Annotated in this window: 9 protein-coding genes; 6 read left to right on the forward strand and 3 right to left on the reverse strand. The window is 61.2% G+C overall.

The genetic code is table 11. The features are described from left to right. Nucleotides 1-31: 31 nt before the first annotated feature. From JAO73_RS15370 to JAO73_RS15380, 3 genes are read right to left on the reverse strand one after another with little or no spacing between them, the layout of a single operon-like run. Nucleotides 32-859, reverse strand: coding sequence for a hypothetical protein (locus JAO73_RS15370; RefSeq protein ID WP_198978028.1), 828 nt, complete (start codon nt 857-859; stop codon nt 32-34). A 14-nt stretch (nt 860-873) separates the two neighbouring features. Then, nucleotides 874-2,223, reverse strand: a complete 1,350-nt coding sequence (locus tag JAO73_RS15375; RefSeq protein WP_198978029.1) for a cell envelope integrity TolA family protein — start codon at nt 2,221-2,223, stop codon at nt 874-876. Nucleotides 2,224-2,228: 5 nt separating this feature from the next. Next, nucleotides 2,229-5,105: a leucine-rich repeat domain-containing protein gene (locus JAO73_RS15380; protein WP_198978030.1), complete on the reverse strand. Its 2,877-nt coding sequence runs from the start codon at nt 5,103-5,105 to the stop codon at nt 2,229-2,231. Nucleotides 5,106-5,518: 413 nt separating this feature from the next. Between JAO73_RS15380 and JAO73_RS15385 the strand changes: the two genes are divergently transcribed. The 6 genes from JAO73_RS15385 (at nt 5,519) to JAO73_RS15410 (ending at nt 18,266) form a co-directional block, all read left to right on the forward strand. Then, nucleotides 5,519-6,655 (forward strand): hypothetical protein, encoded by a 1,137-nt coding sequence (locus JAO73_RS15385; protein ID WP_198978031.1) that lies wholly within the window; start codon nt 5,519-5,521, stop codon nt 6,653-6,655. A 356-nt stretch (nt 6,656-7,011) separates the two neighbouring features. Further along, nucleotides 7,012-9,792: a family 78 glycoside hydrolase catalytic domain gene (locus JAO73_RS15390; RefSeq protein ID WP_198978032.1), complete on the forward strand. Its 2,781-nt coding sequence runs from the start codon at nt 7,012-7,014 to the stop codon at nt 9,790-9,792. Nucleotides 9,793-9,796: 4 nt separating this feature from the next. Next, nucleotides 9,797-10,942: a glycosylase gene (locus tag JAO73_RS15395; protein WP_198978033.1), complete on the forward strand. Its 1,146-nt coding sequence runs from the start codon at nt 9,797-9,799 to the stop codon at nt 10,940-10,942. A gap of 135 nt (nt 10,943-11,077) precedes the next feature. Continuing rightward, nucleotides 11,078-13,498, forward strand: a complete 2,421-nt coding sequence (galB, locus tag JAO73_RS15400; RefSeq protein ID WP_198978034.1) for a beta-galactosidase GalB — start codon at nt 11,078-11,080, stop codon at nt 13,496-13,498. Between the two features lie 174 nt (nt 13,499-13,672). After that, entirely contained in the window at nt 13,673-16,972 is a 3,300-nt protein-coding gene (locus tag JAO73_RS15405) for a glycoside hydrolase family 2 TIM barrel-domain containing protein (RefSeq protein ID WP_198978035.1), read from the forward strand. Between the two features lie 136 nt (nt 16,973-17,108). Then, nucleotides 17,109-18,266: an ABC transporter substrate-binding protein gene (locus tag JAO73_RS15410; RefSeq protein ID WP_198978036.1), complete on the forward strand. Its 1,158-nt coding sequence runs from the start codon at nt 17,109-17,111 to the stop codon at nt 18,264-18,266. The last annotated feature ends 53 nt before the right edge of the window (nt 18,267-18,319 follow it).

Genomic DNA, 18,319 nt, shown 5'->3' on the forward strand with positions numbered 1-18,319 from the left:
TAAGCCAATCCACCTTTATGCGGTTTGTTTATCAGAGCTTAATTCGAAGCACCTCGTTATTCTCGCGGCTTAAAACGTACAGGTTATTTCTGTATCGTGTAATTTTCCCGTGAATTCCATATGTTATAACTTCCGCATCTTCAGCCAGTTCTGGCTCGATATAGTGCAAAATTCCTTTATTGGTAGACACGTACAAAGTGCCTTCTGAGCTTATGGCCAGACCATCAATCTCCGCATCCATTTTAATTATCTCCTCCGGAGCGTGATTGGCGCCCAGCTTTAATATTGATTTATTAGTTGCAATGGCGACGACTTTGTCGTTAACCACTACTAAATCATTTATTGGCGAACTCGACTCGAAAACGGGGCTGAGTTTTACCGAGTCGTACTTCCAAACGCACCATTTTTCGCCTTTCTTGCCCCAAATCCACATGGATTTCTTGGACACCACCCGTATGCCGTAAATGCCTTTGGGCATTTCCAGCACCTTCTTGAAAGGCTGCTGGCTTTCATCCCTCACCGACTTTAAAAGGAAGGATTTGGCATTATTGAAAGCAAAGATGTAGAGCGTGGAATCGGGCTGGCAATAGTCCACAGCAAACGGTAGGTTCGTCTTGGACGGCGGCAAAAACCACTTTTTCAGGCCAGCCATATAAATCCCCCCTCCTACTGGCACAATGGCCACGCCCGGGTCTAGAACAGTAAAGTTGAACACCCCCAATGCCGGCGGGTAGGAATTTTGCACGTACCCCTTTTTCAGGAAAATTAATTTATCCAGCGGGCTTTGTTGAGCAGCCGCCTGCAGTGAGCAGAACAGCGCGAAGCAGCCAACTAGGAAACGTTTTGTAGCTAAGGCCATGAGTTAGTATGATTTTACGGAACGAGTTCATCGAGAAGGGTGCGCCGTCCTTCTCTCGTCCATTTCCGCCTGACGCCGCCTAGCTTGCGTTCGGCTTCCTGCAAGAATCCTTCGGAAGCGCTGTTTGAATCCGAATATTCGTCGAGGTCTCTGAATTTGGAAATATCCTCCACGATGGCATTTGTCGCGTCTTCATGAAAATCCACAAGCCTTCTGTCTTCGTGCAGACTTTGCTCGTATTTCGCGCTTTTGTAGTCGTCGTACCATTTATACAACACCCCGCCATTTTTTTTATCCATCTCAACCACCCTTTCCACCACGTGGTGGGTAAGTGCCTCGGACGCCCTTTTTTTCAGGTTTGACAGGGTCCAAGGAGCCCCGTTGTTGTCGTCGTCGTCGTCGTCTTCCACTCCCCACAGCCGGTCGTTGCCTTCTTTCACAAACTTGTCTCGCAGGTATTGCCGGCCCTCTTCTACCAAAGAGTTCAGTTGCTCTCTTACCGAACTTCTGGCCGCCACGGCCTCCTCTGCTAAAAACCCGCCGCTGCCGTCGTCCATGGCTTGTCGGCGCAGGCTGCCGCTGCTGGTGCCGGCCACGGTGTTACGGGCGTTGCGACGGCTGTCGTCGCTGTATTGGTTGATGCCGTTGAGGGTGCCGTTGCGCCGGGCCTCGTCCAGCTTGGCCTGGGTTTCGGCGTTGTTGCTGTTCACCCGGTCCTCAAAGTACTGCAGGTTGGCCGCCAGCTGCGCCTGCCGGATGCGCTCGGCTTCTTCGCGGCGCCGGCGCTCCTCTTCGCGGGCCTGGCGCTCGGCCTCGGCCCGCTGCTGGGCGGCGGCCAGCTGCTTCTGCTTTTCGTCGGCCTCGTGCCGGGCGCGCTCGTCGGCGTCTTGCTTGGCGTCGCGTTCGGCTTCCTGCTGCGCGCGCGCTTGCGCGTCTTTGGCAGCCTTGTCGTAGCTCGCCAAAATGTTGTCGCACCGCTCACGCTGGGCATCAGCGGCCGCTTCTTTGCGCCGAACCTCCTCGTTGAGCTTCTGCCGTTTGGCGTCGATTTCGGCCTGCGTGGCCCGCACGATGTGCCGGCCCTTTGATGCGGCGATGTGCGTGCCGAAGGCGACTCTATCCTGCCTTTCGACTTCGGTTTTGCTGCGCTTGCAGTCGCTGCAGAATTCGCCGTTCATGAACTCCTGCATGATGACGTCCCGGTCGTTTACCAAGCGGCCGACTTCGCCGCGCAGCTTGGCCTCCTGGCTGTTGCAGTCGTTGAAGCGCTGCTGGTACTCGGCGCGGTCCGGCCCCTGCGCGTGGGCCGGACGGGCGACCACGCAACCAATGCCAAACGCTATCAGGGTAATGAGTTTTTTCATAAGTCCTAGTTGGCAGCGAGTTGGGTGGCCTGGGCTTTCAGGCTGGAGATGTCAGACTTCAGCCGCACGTTCTGCGACTTGTACTTCTCCGACTTGTCTTCCTTGGCCGTGGCGGCCACGCTTCCGAAAATGCTGAGCACGGCGCCCACGGCGGCTCCGGCCTCGCTGTTGTCGACCACGGCGTCGTTCATGATTTTTTCGCCGCCTGCCGACAGGTTCTGCATGTCGCCCGAGCCCTGAATGAGGCGCTCAATCTCGGCGGTGTTGCGCTCAAAAATCTTCTCCAGGTTTTCGGCAATCTCGTTGCAGATGATGCTGGCGCGGGCCGAAGCCTTCTTTTGCGCCTGCCGGGCCACGGGGTCGAGCGGGTTGACCTTGGTGATGGCCAGGTAGGATTGAAACGCTTTGTTGTTGGCCGAGGTGTTGAGGTAGTCGTCGTAGTCGGCGTAGCGCTTGCGCTTGTAGGGCGACGTGTACGGCTTCACGTTGTCGACGTCGTCGTAGATTTCGGCGATGCTGAGCAGGCAGGCCATCGACTTGCCGGTGCCTGCCAGTCGCGGGTTTTCGGCCACCACCCGGTATGCCTTCACCGCCAGCCCATAATCTTTGGAGCTGTTGAAGAAGTCGCCCAGTTCCACGTAGGCGGCCGGGCTGCCTTGGTCGCAGGCCGCGAAAAGCCGTTTGAAGTTCGACAGCTTGTTGGCTGGCAGAGGGGCACTGGTAAAATTCAGGCCGAAGTCGTCGTCGAAGTACTCAATCTGGGCCGAGGGCAACGAGCGGCGCAGCGATAGCAGCGAGGCCCCCTCCACGGGCGAGTCGGTGAGGTTGAGGTTTTCGAGGGAGTTGAGCTCGGCCACCGACTTCGACACCTGGGTGATTTTGTTGTTGCTCAGGTCGAGCACCTTGAGGCGGGGCAGGGTGAACAGTTCTTCGGGCAGGGTGCTAAGGCGGCAGTTGCTCAGGTACAGGTTTTCGAGGCGCTTCAGCTTGGCGATTTCGCCGGGCAGGGCCTTGATGTCTGCGCCGGACAGGTCGAGGGTGCGCAGGCGCTGGCAGCTGAGCACCGCCGCCGGAAACTGCTGGATTTTGCTGTAGGGCGTGGAGTTGTTCAGGCGCAGCTCCGTGAGCAGCTTGAGGCGGCCAAAATCGGCGGGGAAGGTGGCAAACGTGCCCGGCAGCACCAGCACCTTGAGGCGCGACAGCTTCGACACGGAGTCCGGCAGCGAAGTAAGCTGGGTCTGGTTCAGGTCGACTTCCTCAATGGCCGACAGCTGGTAAAACTGCGGCGTGATTTTTTTGAGCGGGTTGCTATTCAGCTTCAGCGACTTCAGGGTTTTGAAGCCGGCCGTTTCCTTGTCCAGCGACTTGATGTTGTTGTTCGACAGGCTCAGCTCCGTGAGGGATGGCAGGTCCTTGAGCTCAACTGGCAGGCTGCTGAGGCGGTTGCTCTGAAAATCGATGGACTGCAGGTAGGACTGGCTCAGGTCGGTTTTCTTGTCCCAAGTGATGCCGCTAATCTGATTGTTGTTCAGCTTGAGCTCCTGCAGGTTGCCCAGCCCAAACACCGACGAGCTCACCCGCGTGAGGCGGTTGCTCTTGGCCGAGATGAACACGATGTGGGACTTCTTGAGCTTTTCCAGCGGCTCGCCCTCAAAGCTCAGGCTCTGCAGGCCGGTTTCGTCGAGCCACACGTACTGCAGGTTGGGCAGGTCCAGCAGCTCCACCGGAAACTTGCGCAGGTTGTTCTTACTCAGATTGATGGCCACCAGGTTTTTGAAGTTTTTCACTTCGGCTGGCAGCGCCTTGAGGTTGTTGCTGCGCAGGTCCAAGTACTCCACGCTCATGGGCTCGAAAGCCGCCTTTTGCAGGCTGGTAATCGGCTCTTTCTTCAGCACGTCCGTCAGCCTGATGACGGCCAGTTCCTGGGGGGCCAGCGGGGCGGCGGCCACCGCGGGCTTCTTCTCGGCCGGCTCGGCTCTTTTGGGCGCGGCTTTGGCTATTTTCTCTTTCTCGGGCTTGGGCTCGGCCACTTTGGCGGGCTTGGCCTCGACCACCTTCGCGGGTTTGGGCTCAGGTGCCTTGGACGGCTTGGCTTCGGGCTCTTCGGCCGCTTCCTCTTTGGCCAGGGCCTTTTTGCTCACGGCGTAGGTTTCCTCGTAGCCGTTGGCGTACATCACCTTGAACACCTTTTCCAGGGCAATGGCCTCGCGCTTGCCGGCGTCGCCGTCGAAGGGCGTGAAGTAGATGTTGAGCTCGTCGACTTCCTGAATCCGAGCTTTGATTTCCTTGCCGTTGTCGAGCTTGATGACGTCGGGGTTCAGCACCGCGCTGGCCTTCTGCGAAGCCGCGGCCAGGGCCTGGGCGGCGGCCTTTTGCTTGAGGGCGGCCGGGGCATTATACGCTTCCTCGTAGCCGTTGGCGTAGCGAATGCCAATGAGGCGGTCGGTGGCAATTTTGTCGACCGTTTTGGAATTCAGCAGGCTGTACGTCACGCTCGATTCGTCCACTTCCAGCACTTTGGCCTTCAGCTCGCTGCCCGAAACGGTGTAAATAACGTCGAAGGCCAGGGCGCTGGTGACCGTGCGGCCGCTCGACAGGGTGGTGCTCTCAAACAGTTCGACGTAGCCGTTGGCGTACTTAATCTTACTCACTTCTTTCACGCTCAGCTTGCGCCGCACGCTGCCTTTGGTGGTGGGCACGTTGAAGTACAGCACCTCGTCGTCGTTCACTTCATCGACGGAACTGACGATGGAATCGCCGGCGGCTTTGTAGATGATGTCCTGAGCCCGCAGCAGCTGCCCGCCCATCAGGTGCAGGCCTGCCACGGCGCATAGCATCGTCCAGTTCTTCCGAAAAAGAGAGTCGGTAAAAGTTGTTTTCATCCGGTAAAAGGTGCTAACTATTAGCGAAGAGGTCTATAAGTAAATATACCAACTCTGCGGCGCTGGCAAACTAGTTTGAGCGCGGCAAAATGGAAATCCTTGCGGATTGGACCCGGCTATCCCACTAGCAAAGTAAGTACGGCGGCATGGAAAATTCAAAATCCTTCCCTGACTTCTACCATGCACTCACCCGCTAAGCTCAACCACAAAGCTTCCGCAAAATTTAGGGTTAATTCATTTTAAATCAGACCATTGTCAATAACACAAAATCCATAAATCAACTGCTCTGCAAGCAGAAAAAACGACACGTCACTAAGCGACTCAATAAGTGAAATAGTGAATGTTAATCCTCAATCAATACTAGTATGTATATGTAGCGCGTTGTGTGGAATATTCCGTCACGACTGCTTTCCATGAAACAGCTTTTCGCCCTTGCACTGGCAATCGTCTTCCCGTGCTTTGCCCAGGCCACTCCCCTGCCCACGCTGAACCTCGCCGAGGCCGCGGCCCGGCGCGTGGTGGCCGTGGCGGCCCGCGCCAATGGCCTGGGCCCCGACAACCTGCAGTGCACCCTCACCAACCTAACGGACCAGCCGGTGCAGGTGCGCGTGCCGCCCGGCCTGCACTTCGCGGCCGGCGACCCCAGCCTGCAGGACGTGTTCACGTTTGAGGAGAAGCAGCTGGTGCTGGCGCCGCGCGGCCGTGGCACGGTGCGCCTGTGGGGCTTCTGCATGGAGCAGCACGACCACGCGCCTGCCCCCAGCGTGGCGTATGAGCTGCGCGGCCTCGCCGGCCGGGGCCTGCAGCCGCTCGGCGACTCGCTGCAGAAATACCCCGGCCTGGCCAGCTACTACGGGCAAATGTTTGTGTGGGCCATCACCGACCGCGAGGAGCTGCGCGACATCAGCGTGGCGCCCGCGCTGGTGCGCGGCGCCACCAACGTGATGCGCTACCTGAGCCGCGTGACGGGCCAAGCGGCGGCCCGCGTGCGCAGTTCGCTCGACCACCGGCCGTCGGTGCGCACATTCAGCAAGCGGGTGTTCATTACCTACCACAGCCCCGTGCAGCAGGTAGCGGCCCTGAAGGTGTTTGGGGCCGACGGCCGTGAACGGTACACGGTGGCGCCGCGCTGGGCGTTGTTGCCGGGCGTGATGCGCTACTCCCTCGGCCTCAACGCCACCGTGGGCATCGACGAGCAGCCCGGCTTCTGGGTGCGGCTGGTGGACGAGCAGGGCCGGGTGCTGCAGGAAACGAAGGTGACCGACGCCACGCCGGAAGTGGACGCGGCGCCCATCAAACAAGCCTTTGCCTTCCGCTTTAGCCTCGACAAGCCGGTGCGCAATGCCTACCTGCGCATGCGCCTGCCCGACGGCACGCTGGTGGAAGAGTTGAAAAAGCTGCCCTTCCTGCCCGCCGGCAACCACCAATACAACTGGACGTTTTTTCATGTGCGGCCCGCGGGCACGCCGTTTGTGGCCCGCCTCGAAACGGCCGACGGCACGCTGCTGCGCGAACAGGCGCTTGGCGCAACGGGAGCGCCGGTGCGGTAGCCGGGTAGGTCCGCTGCCGCTGGGCTTCCGGCAGGCCTTCGCAACGCCCTAGCAAACCGTCTTGGAAGAGGGAGGTATTCTTCCTGATGGCGGTTTGCCGGGGCGTTGGGCCTATGCTAAGATGCTACAAAAAGTTGCCAACTCGGGGGACACGGCACTGGCCGGGAGCTCTTTCATTTGTAGAGAGCCGGCCTGTTTTTGCTTTTGCCATTATTTTCTTGATGCTAAACAACTTACGCCGGCGCCACTCCCTGTAATCATTTCCTTGCAGCCTGCCCGACAGGGCGCCGCCCCCTAGGGCAACTGCAAGCCCTGGCGCAATGAAGAGTACCGGTGTTGTACGTTTTAATCTTTGCTTGTGGGCCGCGCTGCTGGGCGGCGTCGGGGCGGGGGCGAAGCGGCCGGATGCGGCCGTGTTCGTGCGCGTGGCCAACCTAAAGTGCGAGTACCAGTCTCACCCGCAAGGCGTAGAAACCCGCACGCCGGCCCTGAGCTGGGAGCTGCGCGCCGACCGCCGCAACGTGCGTCAAACCGCCTACCAGGTGCTGGTGGCCGACAGCCGCCAAAGCCTCGACCAAAACCGGGGCAACGTCTGGGACTCGGGCAAAGTCTCGTCCCCGGCGTCCATTCAGGTGAGCTACGCGGGCAGCGCCCTGCAGCCCGCCACCACGTACTTCTGGAAGGTAAAAACCTGGGACAACCAAGGCGCGGCGTCGGCGTGGTCGGCCCCGGCCGAGTGGCAAACCGGCCTGTTTGCGCCCGCCGACTGGCAAGGCGCCCGCTGGATAGCCTACGAGCAACTGCCCGCCGACCGCGTGACTGTGCTGCCCGTGGACGGCCGCAAGGACACCTACACCGGCAACAACGTGCTGCCGCTGCTGCGCAAGCAGTTTGAAGCCAGAAAAAAGCCGGTTAAAGCCACCCTGTTCATCAGCGGGCTGGGCCAGTTTGAAGCCGTATTGAATGGCCAGAAAGTCGGCCACCACTTCCTCGACCCGGGCTGGACGAAATACGATAAGCAGGCGCAGTACGTGACCTTCGACGTAACCAGCCAGGTCAAAAGCGGCCAGAATGCGCTGGGCGTGATGCTGGGCAACGGCTTCTATTACGTGCCGCCGGTGAAGGAGCGGTACCGCAAGCTCAAGTCGGCTTTCGGCTACCCGAAGCTGATTTGCCGCCTGGCGCTGACCTACGCCGATGGCTCGCAGCAGAACGTGGTGAGCGACCCCAGTTGGCAAACCACGGCCGGGCCCGTCACCTTCAGCAGCATCTACGGCGGCGAGGACTACGACGCCGCGCTGGAGCAGCCGGGCTGGGCCACGGCCAAGTTCGACGCGCAACAGTGGCGGCCCGTCATCACCGTGGATGGCCCGGCCGAATTGCTGGCCCAGCAGCAGGAGCCGCTGCGGGTGTTCGACGCTTTTAAAGCCCAAAGCACCTCCCAGGCCCAGCCCAGCAAGTGGGTGTACGATTTTGGCCAGAACGCCTCGGGCATTGTCGAGTTGCAGGTGAAGGGACGCCGCGGCGACACGGTGCGCATTGCGCCCGCCGAGCTGCTGGCGGCCGACAAAACCATCACGCAGAAGAACGTGGGGCGCGGCTTCTACTTCACTTACGTGCTGAAAGGCAACGGCCTCGAAACCTGGCGCCCGCGCTTCACCTACTACGGCTTTCGCTACGCGCAGGTGGAAGGCGGCGTGCCCAAAGGCGAACCCAACCCGAAGAACCGGCCCGAAATCGTCAGCCTTACGGCCCTGCACACGCGCAACGCAGCGGCGCAGGTGGGGGAGTTTTCGTGCTCCAATGACCTGCTCAACCGCACCCACACGCTGATTGACTGGTCCATCAAAAGCAACCTGGCCAGCGTGTTCACCGACTGTCCGCACCGCGAAAAGCTGGGCTGGCTGGAGGAAACCCACCTCATGGGCGCGTCGATGCGCTACGGCTACGACATTGCCACGCTCGGCCGCAAAACCCTGGCCGACATGCGCGCCTCGCAAACGGCTGAGGGGCTGGTGCCGGAAATCGCGCCCGAATACGTGAAGTTTGAGTGGGGCGGCGACATTTTTCGCGACTCGCCGGAGTGGGGCAGCGCCAGCATCATCCTGCCCTGGTACCTCTACCAGTGGTACGGCGACCGGCAGGTGCTGGCCGAAAACTACGACCTGATGCGCCGCTACGTGGCCTACCTCGGCACGCAGGCGCAAGGTCACATTATAACGAAGGGCCTGGGCGACTGGTACGACCTCGGCCCCAAGCCGCCGGGCACCTCGCAGCTCACGCCCATGGGCGTGACGGGCACGGCCACCTATTATTACGACCTCACGCTGCTGGCCGGCATCGCCCGCTTGCTGGGCTATACGGCCGACGCCACCGCGTACGAGCAGTTGGGCGCGAAAGTGAAAACGGCCTTCAACCAGAAGTTTTTCAACTCGCAAACCAAGCAGTACGCCACCGGCAGCCAAGCCGCCAACGCCCTGGCCGTGTACATGGGCCTGGTGGCGCCGGCCGATAAGGCGGCAGTGATTGAGAACCTCGTGCAGGACATCCGCGGCCGCAACAACGCCCTGACGGCCGGCGACATCGGCTACCGCTACGTGCTGCGCGTGCTGGAAGACGCCGGCCGCTCCGACGTCATCTTCGCCATGAACAGCCGCACCGACGTGCCCGGCTACGGCTACCAGCTGGCCCACGGCGCCACCGCCCTCACCGAGTCGTGGGCCGCGCTGCCCACGGTATCCAACAACCACCTCATGCTGGGCCACTTCACCGAATGGCTCTACAGCGGCCTAACGGGCATCCGGCCGGCCGAGGGGTCGGTGGCTTTTGATAACATCGACATTCGGCCCGAGCCGGTGGGCGACGTGCGCAGTGCCCGCGCCACGCACCTCTCGCCTTATGGGCTGATTGGGAGCGACTGGAAAAAGGTCGGCAACGGCTTTGATTTAAGCGTGACCATTCCGGCCAATACCACGGCCACGGTTTACCTGCCGGCCGCTGCGTCGGCGCGCATCACCGAAGGCGGCCAGCCGCTGGCGAAGCACCCGGAACTGCAGCTGCTGGGCTTCGCGGAGGGCCGGGCGCGGGTGAAGGCCGGCTCTGGCACCTATCATTTTGAGGTTAGTTCAACCTTGTAATCGCATGAAAATCAAGCTTGCTTCGCTTTTGCTAATCAGCGGCCTGTACCAGCCGGCCCGGGAACAGAAGGTGCTGCCCAAAGAAGTCCCCGCCGCCGAGATGCAGAAGGTGTACGAGGAGGTGAAAACGCCCCACAAGTACGGCCTGGTGCTCGTGACCGACGACAACCAGAAGAAAATGGACTGCCCCAGCGTGTTCCGCAAAAACGGGCAGTGGTGGATGACCTACATCATCTTCGACGGGCGCGGCTACGAAACCTGGCTGGCCCAGAGCAAGGACCTGCTGAAGTGGGAAACCAAAGGCAAAATTCTGGCTTTCACCGACACGACCGACTGGGACACCAACCAGAAAGCCGGCTACGTGGCCCTGCAAGACCCCAAGTGGGGCGGCAGCTACGAGTGGCAGCCTTATCAGGGCAAGTACTGGCTGTCGTACTTCGGCGGCAACTCGCGCGGCTACGAAAAGGGCCTGCTCTCCATCAGCCTGGCTTCCACGGACAAGGACCCCACCACCCTGCCCACCTGGCAGCGCCTGGCGAAACCGGTATTGCGCCCAGACGACAAGGACGTGCGCTGGTGGGAAAACCACACCATCTACAAAAGCTCCGTGACCTGGGACCGGGCCAAGCTCACCGGCCACCCCTTCGTGATGTACTACAACGCCAACGGCGACAGCCTCAACGCCAAGCGCGGGGCCGAGCGCATCGGCATGGCCGTGAGCGACGACATGACGCACTGGACGCGCTACCTGCGCAACCCCGTGCTCAACCACCACACCGGCATTACGGGCGACGCCTACCTGCAGAAGATGGACAACGGCCTCTGGACGATGTTCTACTTCGGCGCCTTCTACCCCGGCTTGAAGGGCGCCGTGAACCGCTTCGCCTGCTCCTACGACCTCACCCATTGGACCGACTGGACGGGCGCCAACCTCGTGGAGCCATCGGAACCTTACGACGAGCTATTCGCCCACAAGTCCTTTGTCCTGAAATACAAAGGTGTGGTGTACCACTACTACTGCGCCGTGAACAAGGCCGACCAGCGCGGCATTGCAGTGGCCACATCTAAAGACTTGGGCAAGAGTGCAGTGGCGTTTATCGCGCCGCCGGTGAAGAAACCAAAACCTGCTAAATCCGAGGCCAAACATTAGATAATCAACATGTTGCGTCTCGTCGTTGAACGACCAGTGCCGCGCCATTTGAATCGAATACCGCACCGAGTAAACAACATCAGCAACGACGAGACGCAATATGTTGCGTCTCTACATCCGCCAAAATCCCGCCCGATGCCCCGCCTGCTCGTCCTGCTTCTTCTGCTACTCAGCGTATCGAAAGCGTCTTTCGGCGCACCATCGCCAGCGCGGGTTACGGCCGACTTCAACAAAGGCTGGAAGTTCTATCTCGGCGACGAGGCCGGCGCGAAAGACGCTGCTTTCAACGACGCCGCCTGGCGTAAGCTGACGCTGCCGCACGACTGGAGCATCGAAGGTAAATTCGACGAGAAAAACCCCGCCAAGCCCGAGGGCGGCGGCTTGCCCACCGGCATCGGCTGGTACCGCAAGACGTTTACGCTGCCGACCACGGCGGGGCGCAACGTTTTCATCGAATTCGACGGCGTGTACAAACGCAGCGAGGTGTGGCTGAACGGCCATTCGCTGGGCTTCCGGCCGAACGGCTACATTTCGTTTCGCTACGAGCTGACGCCCTATTTGCGCCCCACTGGCCAGCCCAACGTGCTGGCCGTGCGCGTTGATAACTCGGCCCAACCCGACTCACGCTGGTACACCGGCTCGGGCATTTACCGCAACGTGCGGCTGGTGACTACCCACCAAGTGGCGGTGGATGAATGGGGCACCTTCGTGAGCACGCGCGCCGTGAGCACGCAGGCCGCGACGGTGACCGTGCAAACGCAATTGCGCAACGCCACCGGCAAGCCGCAAACGGTGACGCTGGAAACGGTGGTATTGGATAAAAACGGTCAGGAAGTGGCGCGGCAACTCACCAGCGGCGTGAAGCTGAGCAGCACGGCAGCTACAGTAGCCCAGCAATTGAACCTAAAAACTCCCCTGTTCTGGTCAATAACGAAGCCTTACTTGTACCGGGTAAGAACCACAGTGTTAGCGGGCAAAACCATTGAGGACGAATACGAAACGACTTTGGGCGTGCGTACCTGCGTGTTCGACCAGCAGAAGGGCTTTCTGTTGAACGGGCAGCCGTTGCGCATTCAGGGCGTGAACCAGCACCACGACCTGGGCGCGCTGGGGGCAGCGGTAAATGTGCGGGCGATGGAGCGGCAACTGCAGATTTTGCGCGCCATGGGCTGCAACGCCATTCGGATGTCGCACAACCCGCCCGCACCGGAACTGCTGGACTTGTGCGACCGCATGGGCTTTCTGGTAATGGACGAGGCGTTTGATATGTGGCAGAAAAAGAAGAACTCGCAGGACTACCACCTCGATTTCAAGCAGTGGCACCAGCGCGACTTGGAAGACCAGATTCGGCGCGACCGCAACCACCCGAGCGTGTTCATCTGGAGCATCGGCAACGAAATCCGCGAGCAGTTCGACAGCACCGGCACCCGCCTGGCCCGCGAGCTGACCGCTACCGTGAAGCGCCTCGACCCCACCCGGCCCGTCACCTCCGCCCTCACGGAGCAGGAACCGGCCAAGAACTTCATCAGCCAGGCCGGTGTGCTCGACGTGCTAAGCTTTAACTACAAGCACGCCGACTACCCCAAGCTGCCCACCAGCTTCCCCGGCCAGCATTTCCTGGCTACCGAAATAGCGGCGGCCTATGAAACGCGCGGCCACTACGACCTGCCCTCCGACAGCCTGCGCATCTGGCCCAAAAATGGCAAAACCAAGCTCACCACCGGCAACGCCGACTTCACCGCCTCCAGCTACGACCACGCCGCGCCCTACTGGGGCGCCACCCACGAGGCCGCCTGGCGGGCCGTTCGCAACAGCCCTTTCATCAGCGGGGCCTTCGTGTGGAGCGGCTTCGACTACCTGGGCGAGCCCCTGCCCTACCCCTGGCCCGCCCGCAGCTCCTACTTCGGCCTCATCGACTTGGCCGGCTTCCCCAAAGACGCCTACTACCTCTACCAAAGCGAGTGGACCGACAAGCCCGTGCTACACCTGCTACCCCACTGGAACTGGCGCCCCGGCCAGACCGTGGACGTGTGGGCCTACTACAGCCAGGCCGACGAAGTAGAGCTATTCCTGAATGGCAAGTCGCTGGGCACGAAAAAGAAAGGCGCCGACGACCTGCATGTGATGTGGCGCGTGCCCTACGCCCCCGGTACCCTGCAAGCCATTTCGCGCCACGCCGGAAAGACAGTGCTGACCAGCACCGTGAAAACCGCCGGCCCCGCCGCTAAAATTGAGCTCACGGCCGACCGCAACCAGCTCCAAGCTAATGGGAAAGACCTGTCTTTCATCACCGTGCGCGTGTTGGATGCGGCTGGCAACTTAGTACCCGACGCATCCAACCTGGTGAGGTTTACGGTGAGCGGGCCGGGCTTCGTGGCGGGCGTGGACAATGGGTACCAGGCCAGTATGGAGTCGTTTAAAGTCCCGGAGCGCAAGGCTTACAATGGTATGGCGCTGGCCATTATTCAGACCACAGACAAAGGCGGCCAGATTACGATGCGGGCCGAGGCCGAGGGGCTGGCGGGAGCTTCGGTGGCGCTTCAAAGCAAGCCCTGACGTGGCGCCTCCCCCGGCCCCCTCTCCCGCGGAGAGCGGGAGCCAGACGATTAAAGAATTGACTAAAAGAGAATGACCAGAATTAATAATCAACCTTCTTCAACTAATCAGAGCCACCTGGCTCCCCCTCTCCGCGGGAGAGGGGGCCGGGGGGTGAGGCGCCACGTCTGGACGATGCTGCTTTTACTGCTGGTAAGCGCGGCCCACGCGCAGGAAGCCAGCGTGTACTTCTTCCCCAACGTCTCGCACATCCCCACCGTCTATCCCGGCCCCGAGGCCGACGGCTACCAGGTTCCGCAGCTTACCGAAATCAACCGCGACCGGGCGCGCGCCACGGCGTACTCTTTCTCGTCCGAAAAAGACGCCCTAACGGGTAACCGCAGTCTCTGCTCGCGCCTCATGTCGCTCAATGGCTTGTGGGATTTTAGCTTCGCCAGCAAGCCTGCCGATGCGCCCAAGGACTTTTACAAAAGCCGGGTGAAGGGCTGGAAGCAGCTAGCTGTGCCGTCGAACTGGGAGCTGAACGGCTACGACCTGCCCATTTACAAGAGCGCCAAGTACCCGTTCCGGCCCGTCGACCCGCCTTCCGTGCCGCAGGACTACAACGGGGTGGGGTCCTACCAACGCACGTTCACCGTGCCGGCCGGCTGGCAGAGCCAGAACGTGACGCTGCATTTTGGCGGCGTCAGCTCGGCGTTTAAGGTGTGGGTGAACGGGAAATTTCTGGGTTACGGGGAGGACAGCTGCCTGCCCTCGGAGTTCAACGTGACGCCCTATTTGCAAGGCGGCGAGAATGTGGTATCGGTGCAGGTAATGCGCTGGTCTGATGGCTCCTACCTCGAAGACCAGGACCATTGGCGGCTGAGCGGCATCTTCCGCGAAGTGCTGTTGCTGGCCGAGCCCAAGCTGCGCATTGCCGATTTCCACTGGCAGGCCAAGCTGGACAAGGACTACAAAGACGCAGTGCTGAGCATCCGCCCACGCCTCGAAAACCTGACCGGTAACAACGACCTCGCCGGCTACCAGGTAGCGGCGCAGCTCTACAACCAGCAGGGCAAAGTTGTGCTGGATAAGCCGCTGCAAATCACGGCCGACGGCATTCTGAACGAGAAGTACCCGCGCCTCGACAACGCCAAGTTCGGCCTGCTCGAAACCACCGTGCGCAACCCGCTGAAGTGGAGCGACGAAGCGCCCAACCTTTACACGCTGGTGCTCACGCTGACCGACAAGACCGGCGCGGTGCTGGAGGCCAAAAGCTGCAAGGTGGGCTTCCGCAGCATCGAATTCTCTAAGGAAAATGGCAAGCTGCTCATCAACGGCAAGCTGACTTACCTCTATGGCGTGAACCGCCACGACCACCACCCCACCAAGGGCATGGCCGTGAGCCGCGACGACATCCGCGACGACGTGCGCACGCTGAAGCAATTCAACTTCAACTGCATCCGCACCAGCCACTACCCCAACGACCCCTACTTCTACGACCTCTGCGACGAGTACGGCATCCTCGTCATCGACGAAGCCAACCTCGAAACCCACGGCCTGGGTTCGAAGCTGAGCAATGACCCGGCCTGGACCGCCGCCTACCAGGAGCGCAGCATGCGCATGGCCTTACGCGACAAAAACCACCCCAGCATCATCTTCTGGAGCCTGGGCAACGAGAGCGGCCGCGGCCCCAACCACGCCGCCATGGCCGCCTGGCTGCGCGATTTCGACATTACCCGGCCCATCCACTACGAGCCCGCCCAAGGCGACCCGCACCTGCCCGGCTACATCGACCCGAGCGACCCGAACTACCCCAAAAACCACGCCTACCGCATCCAGGTGCCGCGCGACCAGCCCTACGTGGACATGGTGAGCCGCATGTACCCCGGCCTGTTTACGGGCGAGCTGCTGGCCAACCAGCAGAACGGCGACACCCGCCCCATTTTCTTCTGCGAATACGCCCACTCCATGGGCAACGCCACCGGCAACATGAAGGAATTCTGGGACGGCTGGCGGGCCACCAAGCGCGTGATTGGCGGCTGCATCTGGGAATTCAAAGACCAGGGCCTGGAGAAGAAGGACTCGACCGGCACAACGTTTTACGCCTACGGTGGCGACTTTCAGGAGAAATATTACGACGACTTCACCATCAAGGGCATCGTGGCTTCTGATGGCCGGCCGCACGCCGCCATCTACGAGTGCAAGCGCGTGTATCAGCTGCTGGAATGCACGCTGGTGGATGCTGCCAAGGGCCTCGTGCGGGTGGAAAACCGCGCCGCGCTGCTCAACGCTGACGCCTACGCCGCCACACTCATTCTGCGCGAAAACGGCCGCGTTATCAGCACCCGCCCGCTGCCCCGGCTGCGGTTGGCCGCCGGGCGCGACACGGTGATTTCGCTGGCGAAGTACCTGCCGAAAATGAAGGCTGGTGCGGAGTACCTGGCTAATATTTCCTTCACCCTGCCCCAAACGACGGCATGGGCCGCCGCCGGCTACGAAGTCGCCACCAACCAGTTGGCCCTCAGCGGCCTGGCTCAGCCTAAAGCGGCTGCGGCCAAGCAGCCGGCCGTGGCCGTGCGCGATGCAGCAACGGCCTACCAGCTGAGCGGCAAGGATTTTCAGGTGACCATCGACAAAGCCAGCGGGGCGCTGACCTCCTACCGCTACCGCGGCACCGAGCAGCTGGCGGCCCCGCTGCTGCCCCACTTTACCCGCCCACTCACCGACAACGACCGCCGCGGCTGGAAAGCCGACAAGAAGCTGAAAGAATGGTTCGCAGCCGAGCCTAAGCTGCAAAGCCTGACTTTGGACCAAAGCAACACCAGCCGCCCCCGCCTCACCAGTACCTATAGTCTCATCGAAGGCAAAACCGTTGTGCGCGTGACCTACACGCTGAACGGCGACGGCACGCTGAAAGTGGATTACGCCCTCACGCCCGCCGCTGGCCTGCCCAACATTCCGCGGGTGGGCATGCAACTGGGCGTCAAGCGCGCCTACGATAATGTCAGCTTCTACGGCCGCGGGCCGCTGGAAAACTACATCGACCGCCGCTACGGATTCGACGCGGGCATCTATTCACAGCCGCTCAGCGAGTTTGCCGATTCCTACGTGGTGCCGATGGAGTACGCCAACCGCACAGACGTGCGCTGGATGCAGCTCGCAGATAAGCAGAACACCGGCCTGCTGGTGGTGGCCGACAGCCTGCTGAGCATGAGCGCCTGGCCGCATACCGAGCAAAACATCCGGCAAGCCCGCCACACCAACAAGCTGAAAGACGCCGGCTTCATCACCCTCAACATCGACCTGGTACAGATGGGCGTGGGCGGCAACACCAGCTGGGACGCCCAGGCCGCCCCCATCGATAAATACCAGGTGCCGGCCAAGCCTTACAGTTACAGCTTCTACCTGCGGCCCGTGAGTGACAAACAGGATGCGAGCAAGCTGGCAGACAGCATCAAATTCAATAATAGCCCAGAACGCCGTGCAGAATAAAAGGTCGTCATGCTGAGCGCAGTCGAAGCATCTCTACCGCGCAACTAATCAATGCTTGCAGCAACGAAGCGGTAGAGATGCTTCGGCTGCGCTCAGCATGACCGTTCTAAACACAAAGCGAAAACGCCCACCCCCAATGCCCACCGACCACCTCCACCTGAAAGGCATCACCTGGAACCACAGCCGCGGCTTCGTGCCCATGGCCGCCACCGCCCAGCGCTTCGCCGAGTTGCATCCCAATGTGAACATCAGCTGGGAGAAACGCTCCTTGCAACAGTTCGCCGACGAGTCAATTCAGCAGTTGGCTGAGCGGTTCGACTTGCTGGTGATTGACCACCCGTGGGCGGGCTTCGCAGCGCGCACCGGTTCCATTTTGCCGCTGGATGAGTACCTGCCCGCCGAATTTCTGGCCGACCAGCAGGCCAATACTGTGGGTCATTCCTTCGTGAGCTACTCCTTCAACGGCCACCAGTGGGCGCTGCCCATCGACGCGGCCACGCCCGTGGCCGCCAGCCGCCCCGACCTGCTGGCCCGGCACGGCCTCGCCCTGCCCGAAACCTTCGCCGACCTGTTGGCCCTGGCCGACCGCGGCCTGGTGGCTTTCGCGCTCATCCCCATCGACACGCTGATGAGCTTCTACATGTTCTGCTGCTCGCTGGGCGAAGACCCTTGCCAGCGCGAAAACGAGGTGGTGAGCGAGGCCGTGGGCGTGCAAGCGCTGCAGATGTTCCGCCAGCTGGCCAGCAAGGTAGACCCGGCCTGTTTCCAGCGCAACCCCATTCAGGTGTACGAGACCATGACGCAGACCGACACGCTGGCCTACTGCCCCTTCGCCTATGGCTACTCCAACTACGCCCGCCGCGGCTACGCCCGCCGCCTGCTGCACTTCCACGACATGGTAGCCCTCGCGCCCGGCGGCACGCGCCTGCGCAGCACCCTGGGCGGCACCGGCCTGGCCATTTCGGCCAAGTGCGCCGACGTGGCCACCGCCGTGCGCTACGCCGAATTCGTGGCCTCCCCTGCCTGCCAGCAGACCCTGTATTTCGACAACGGCGGCCAGCCCGGTCACCTGGCCGCTTGGCAAGATGAACACGTGAATAGTGAGTCCAGCAATTACTTCAACGCCACGCTCCCGGCCCTGCAGCGCGCCTTTTTGCGCCCGCGCTACCACGGCCACATGTTCTTCCAGGACCACGCCGGCGAGCCCGTGCGCCAATACCTCATGAACGGCGGCGATGAAAAGAAGCTGCTGGGTGAGCTGAACGAATTGTATGTGAAATCCAGAACGATGTAGCGTGGACTCTGCGAGTTCGCGCAACGAGCGCAGCGAGTGACTCGCGCCTTCAC

It is taken from the genome of Hymenobacter miniatus (genome assembly GCF_016427455.1).
GTDB classification, from domain to species: Bacteria; Bacteroidota; Bacteroidia; order Cytophagales; family Hymenobacteraceae; genus Hymenobacter; species Hymenobacter armeniacus.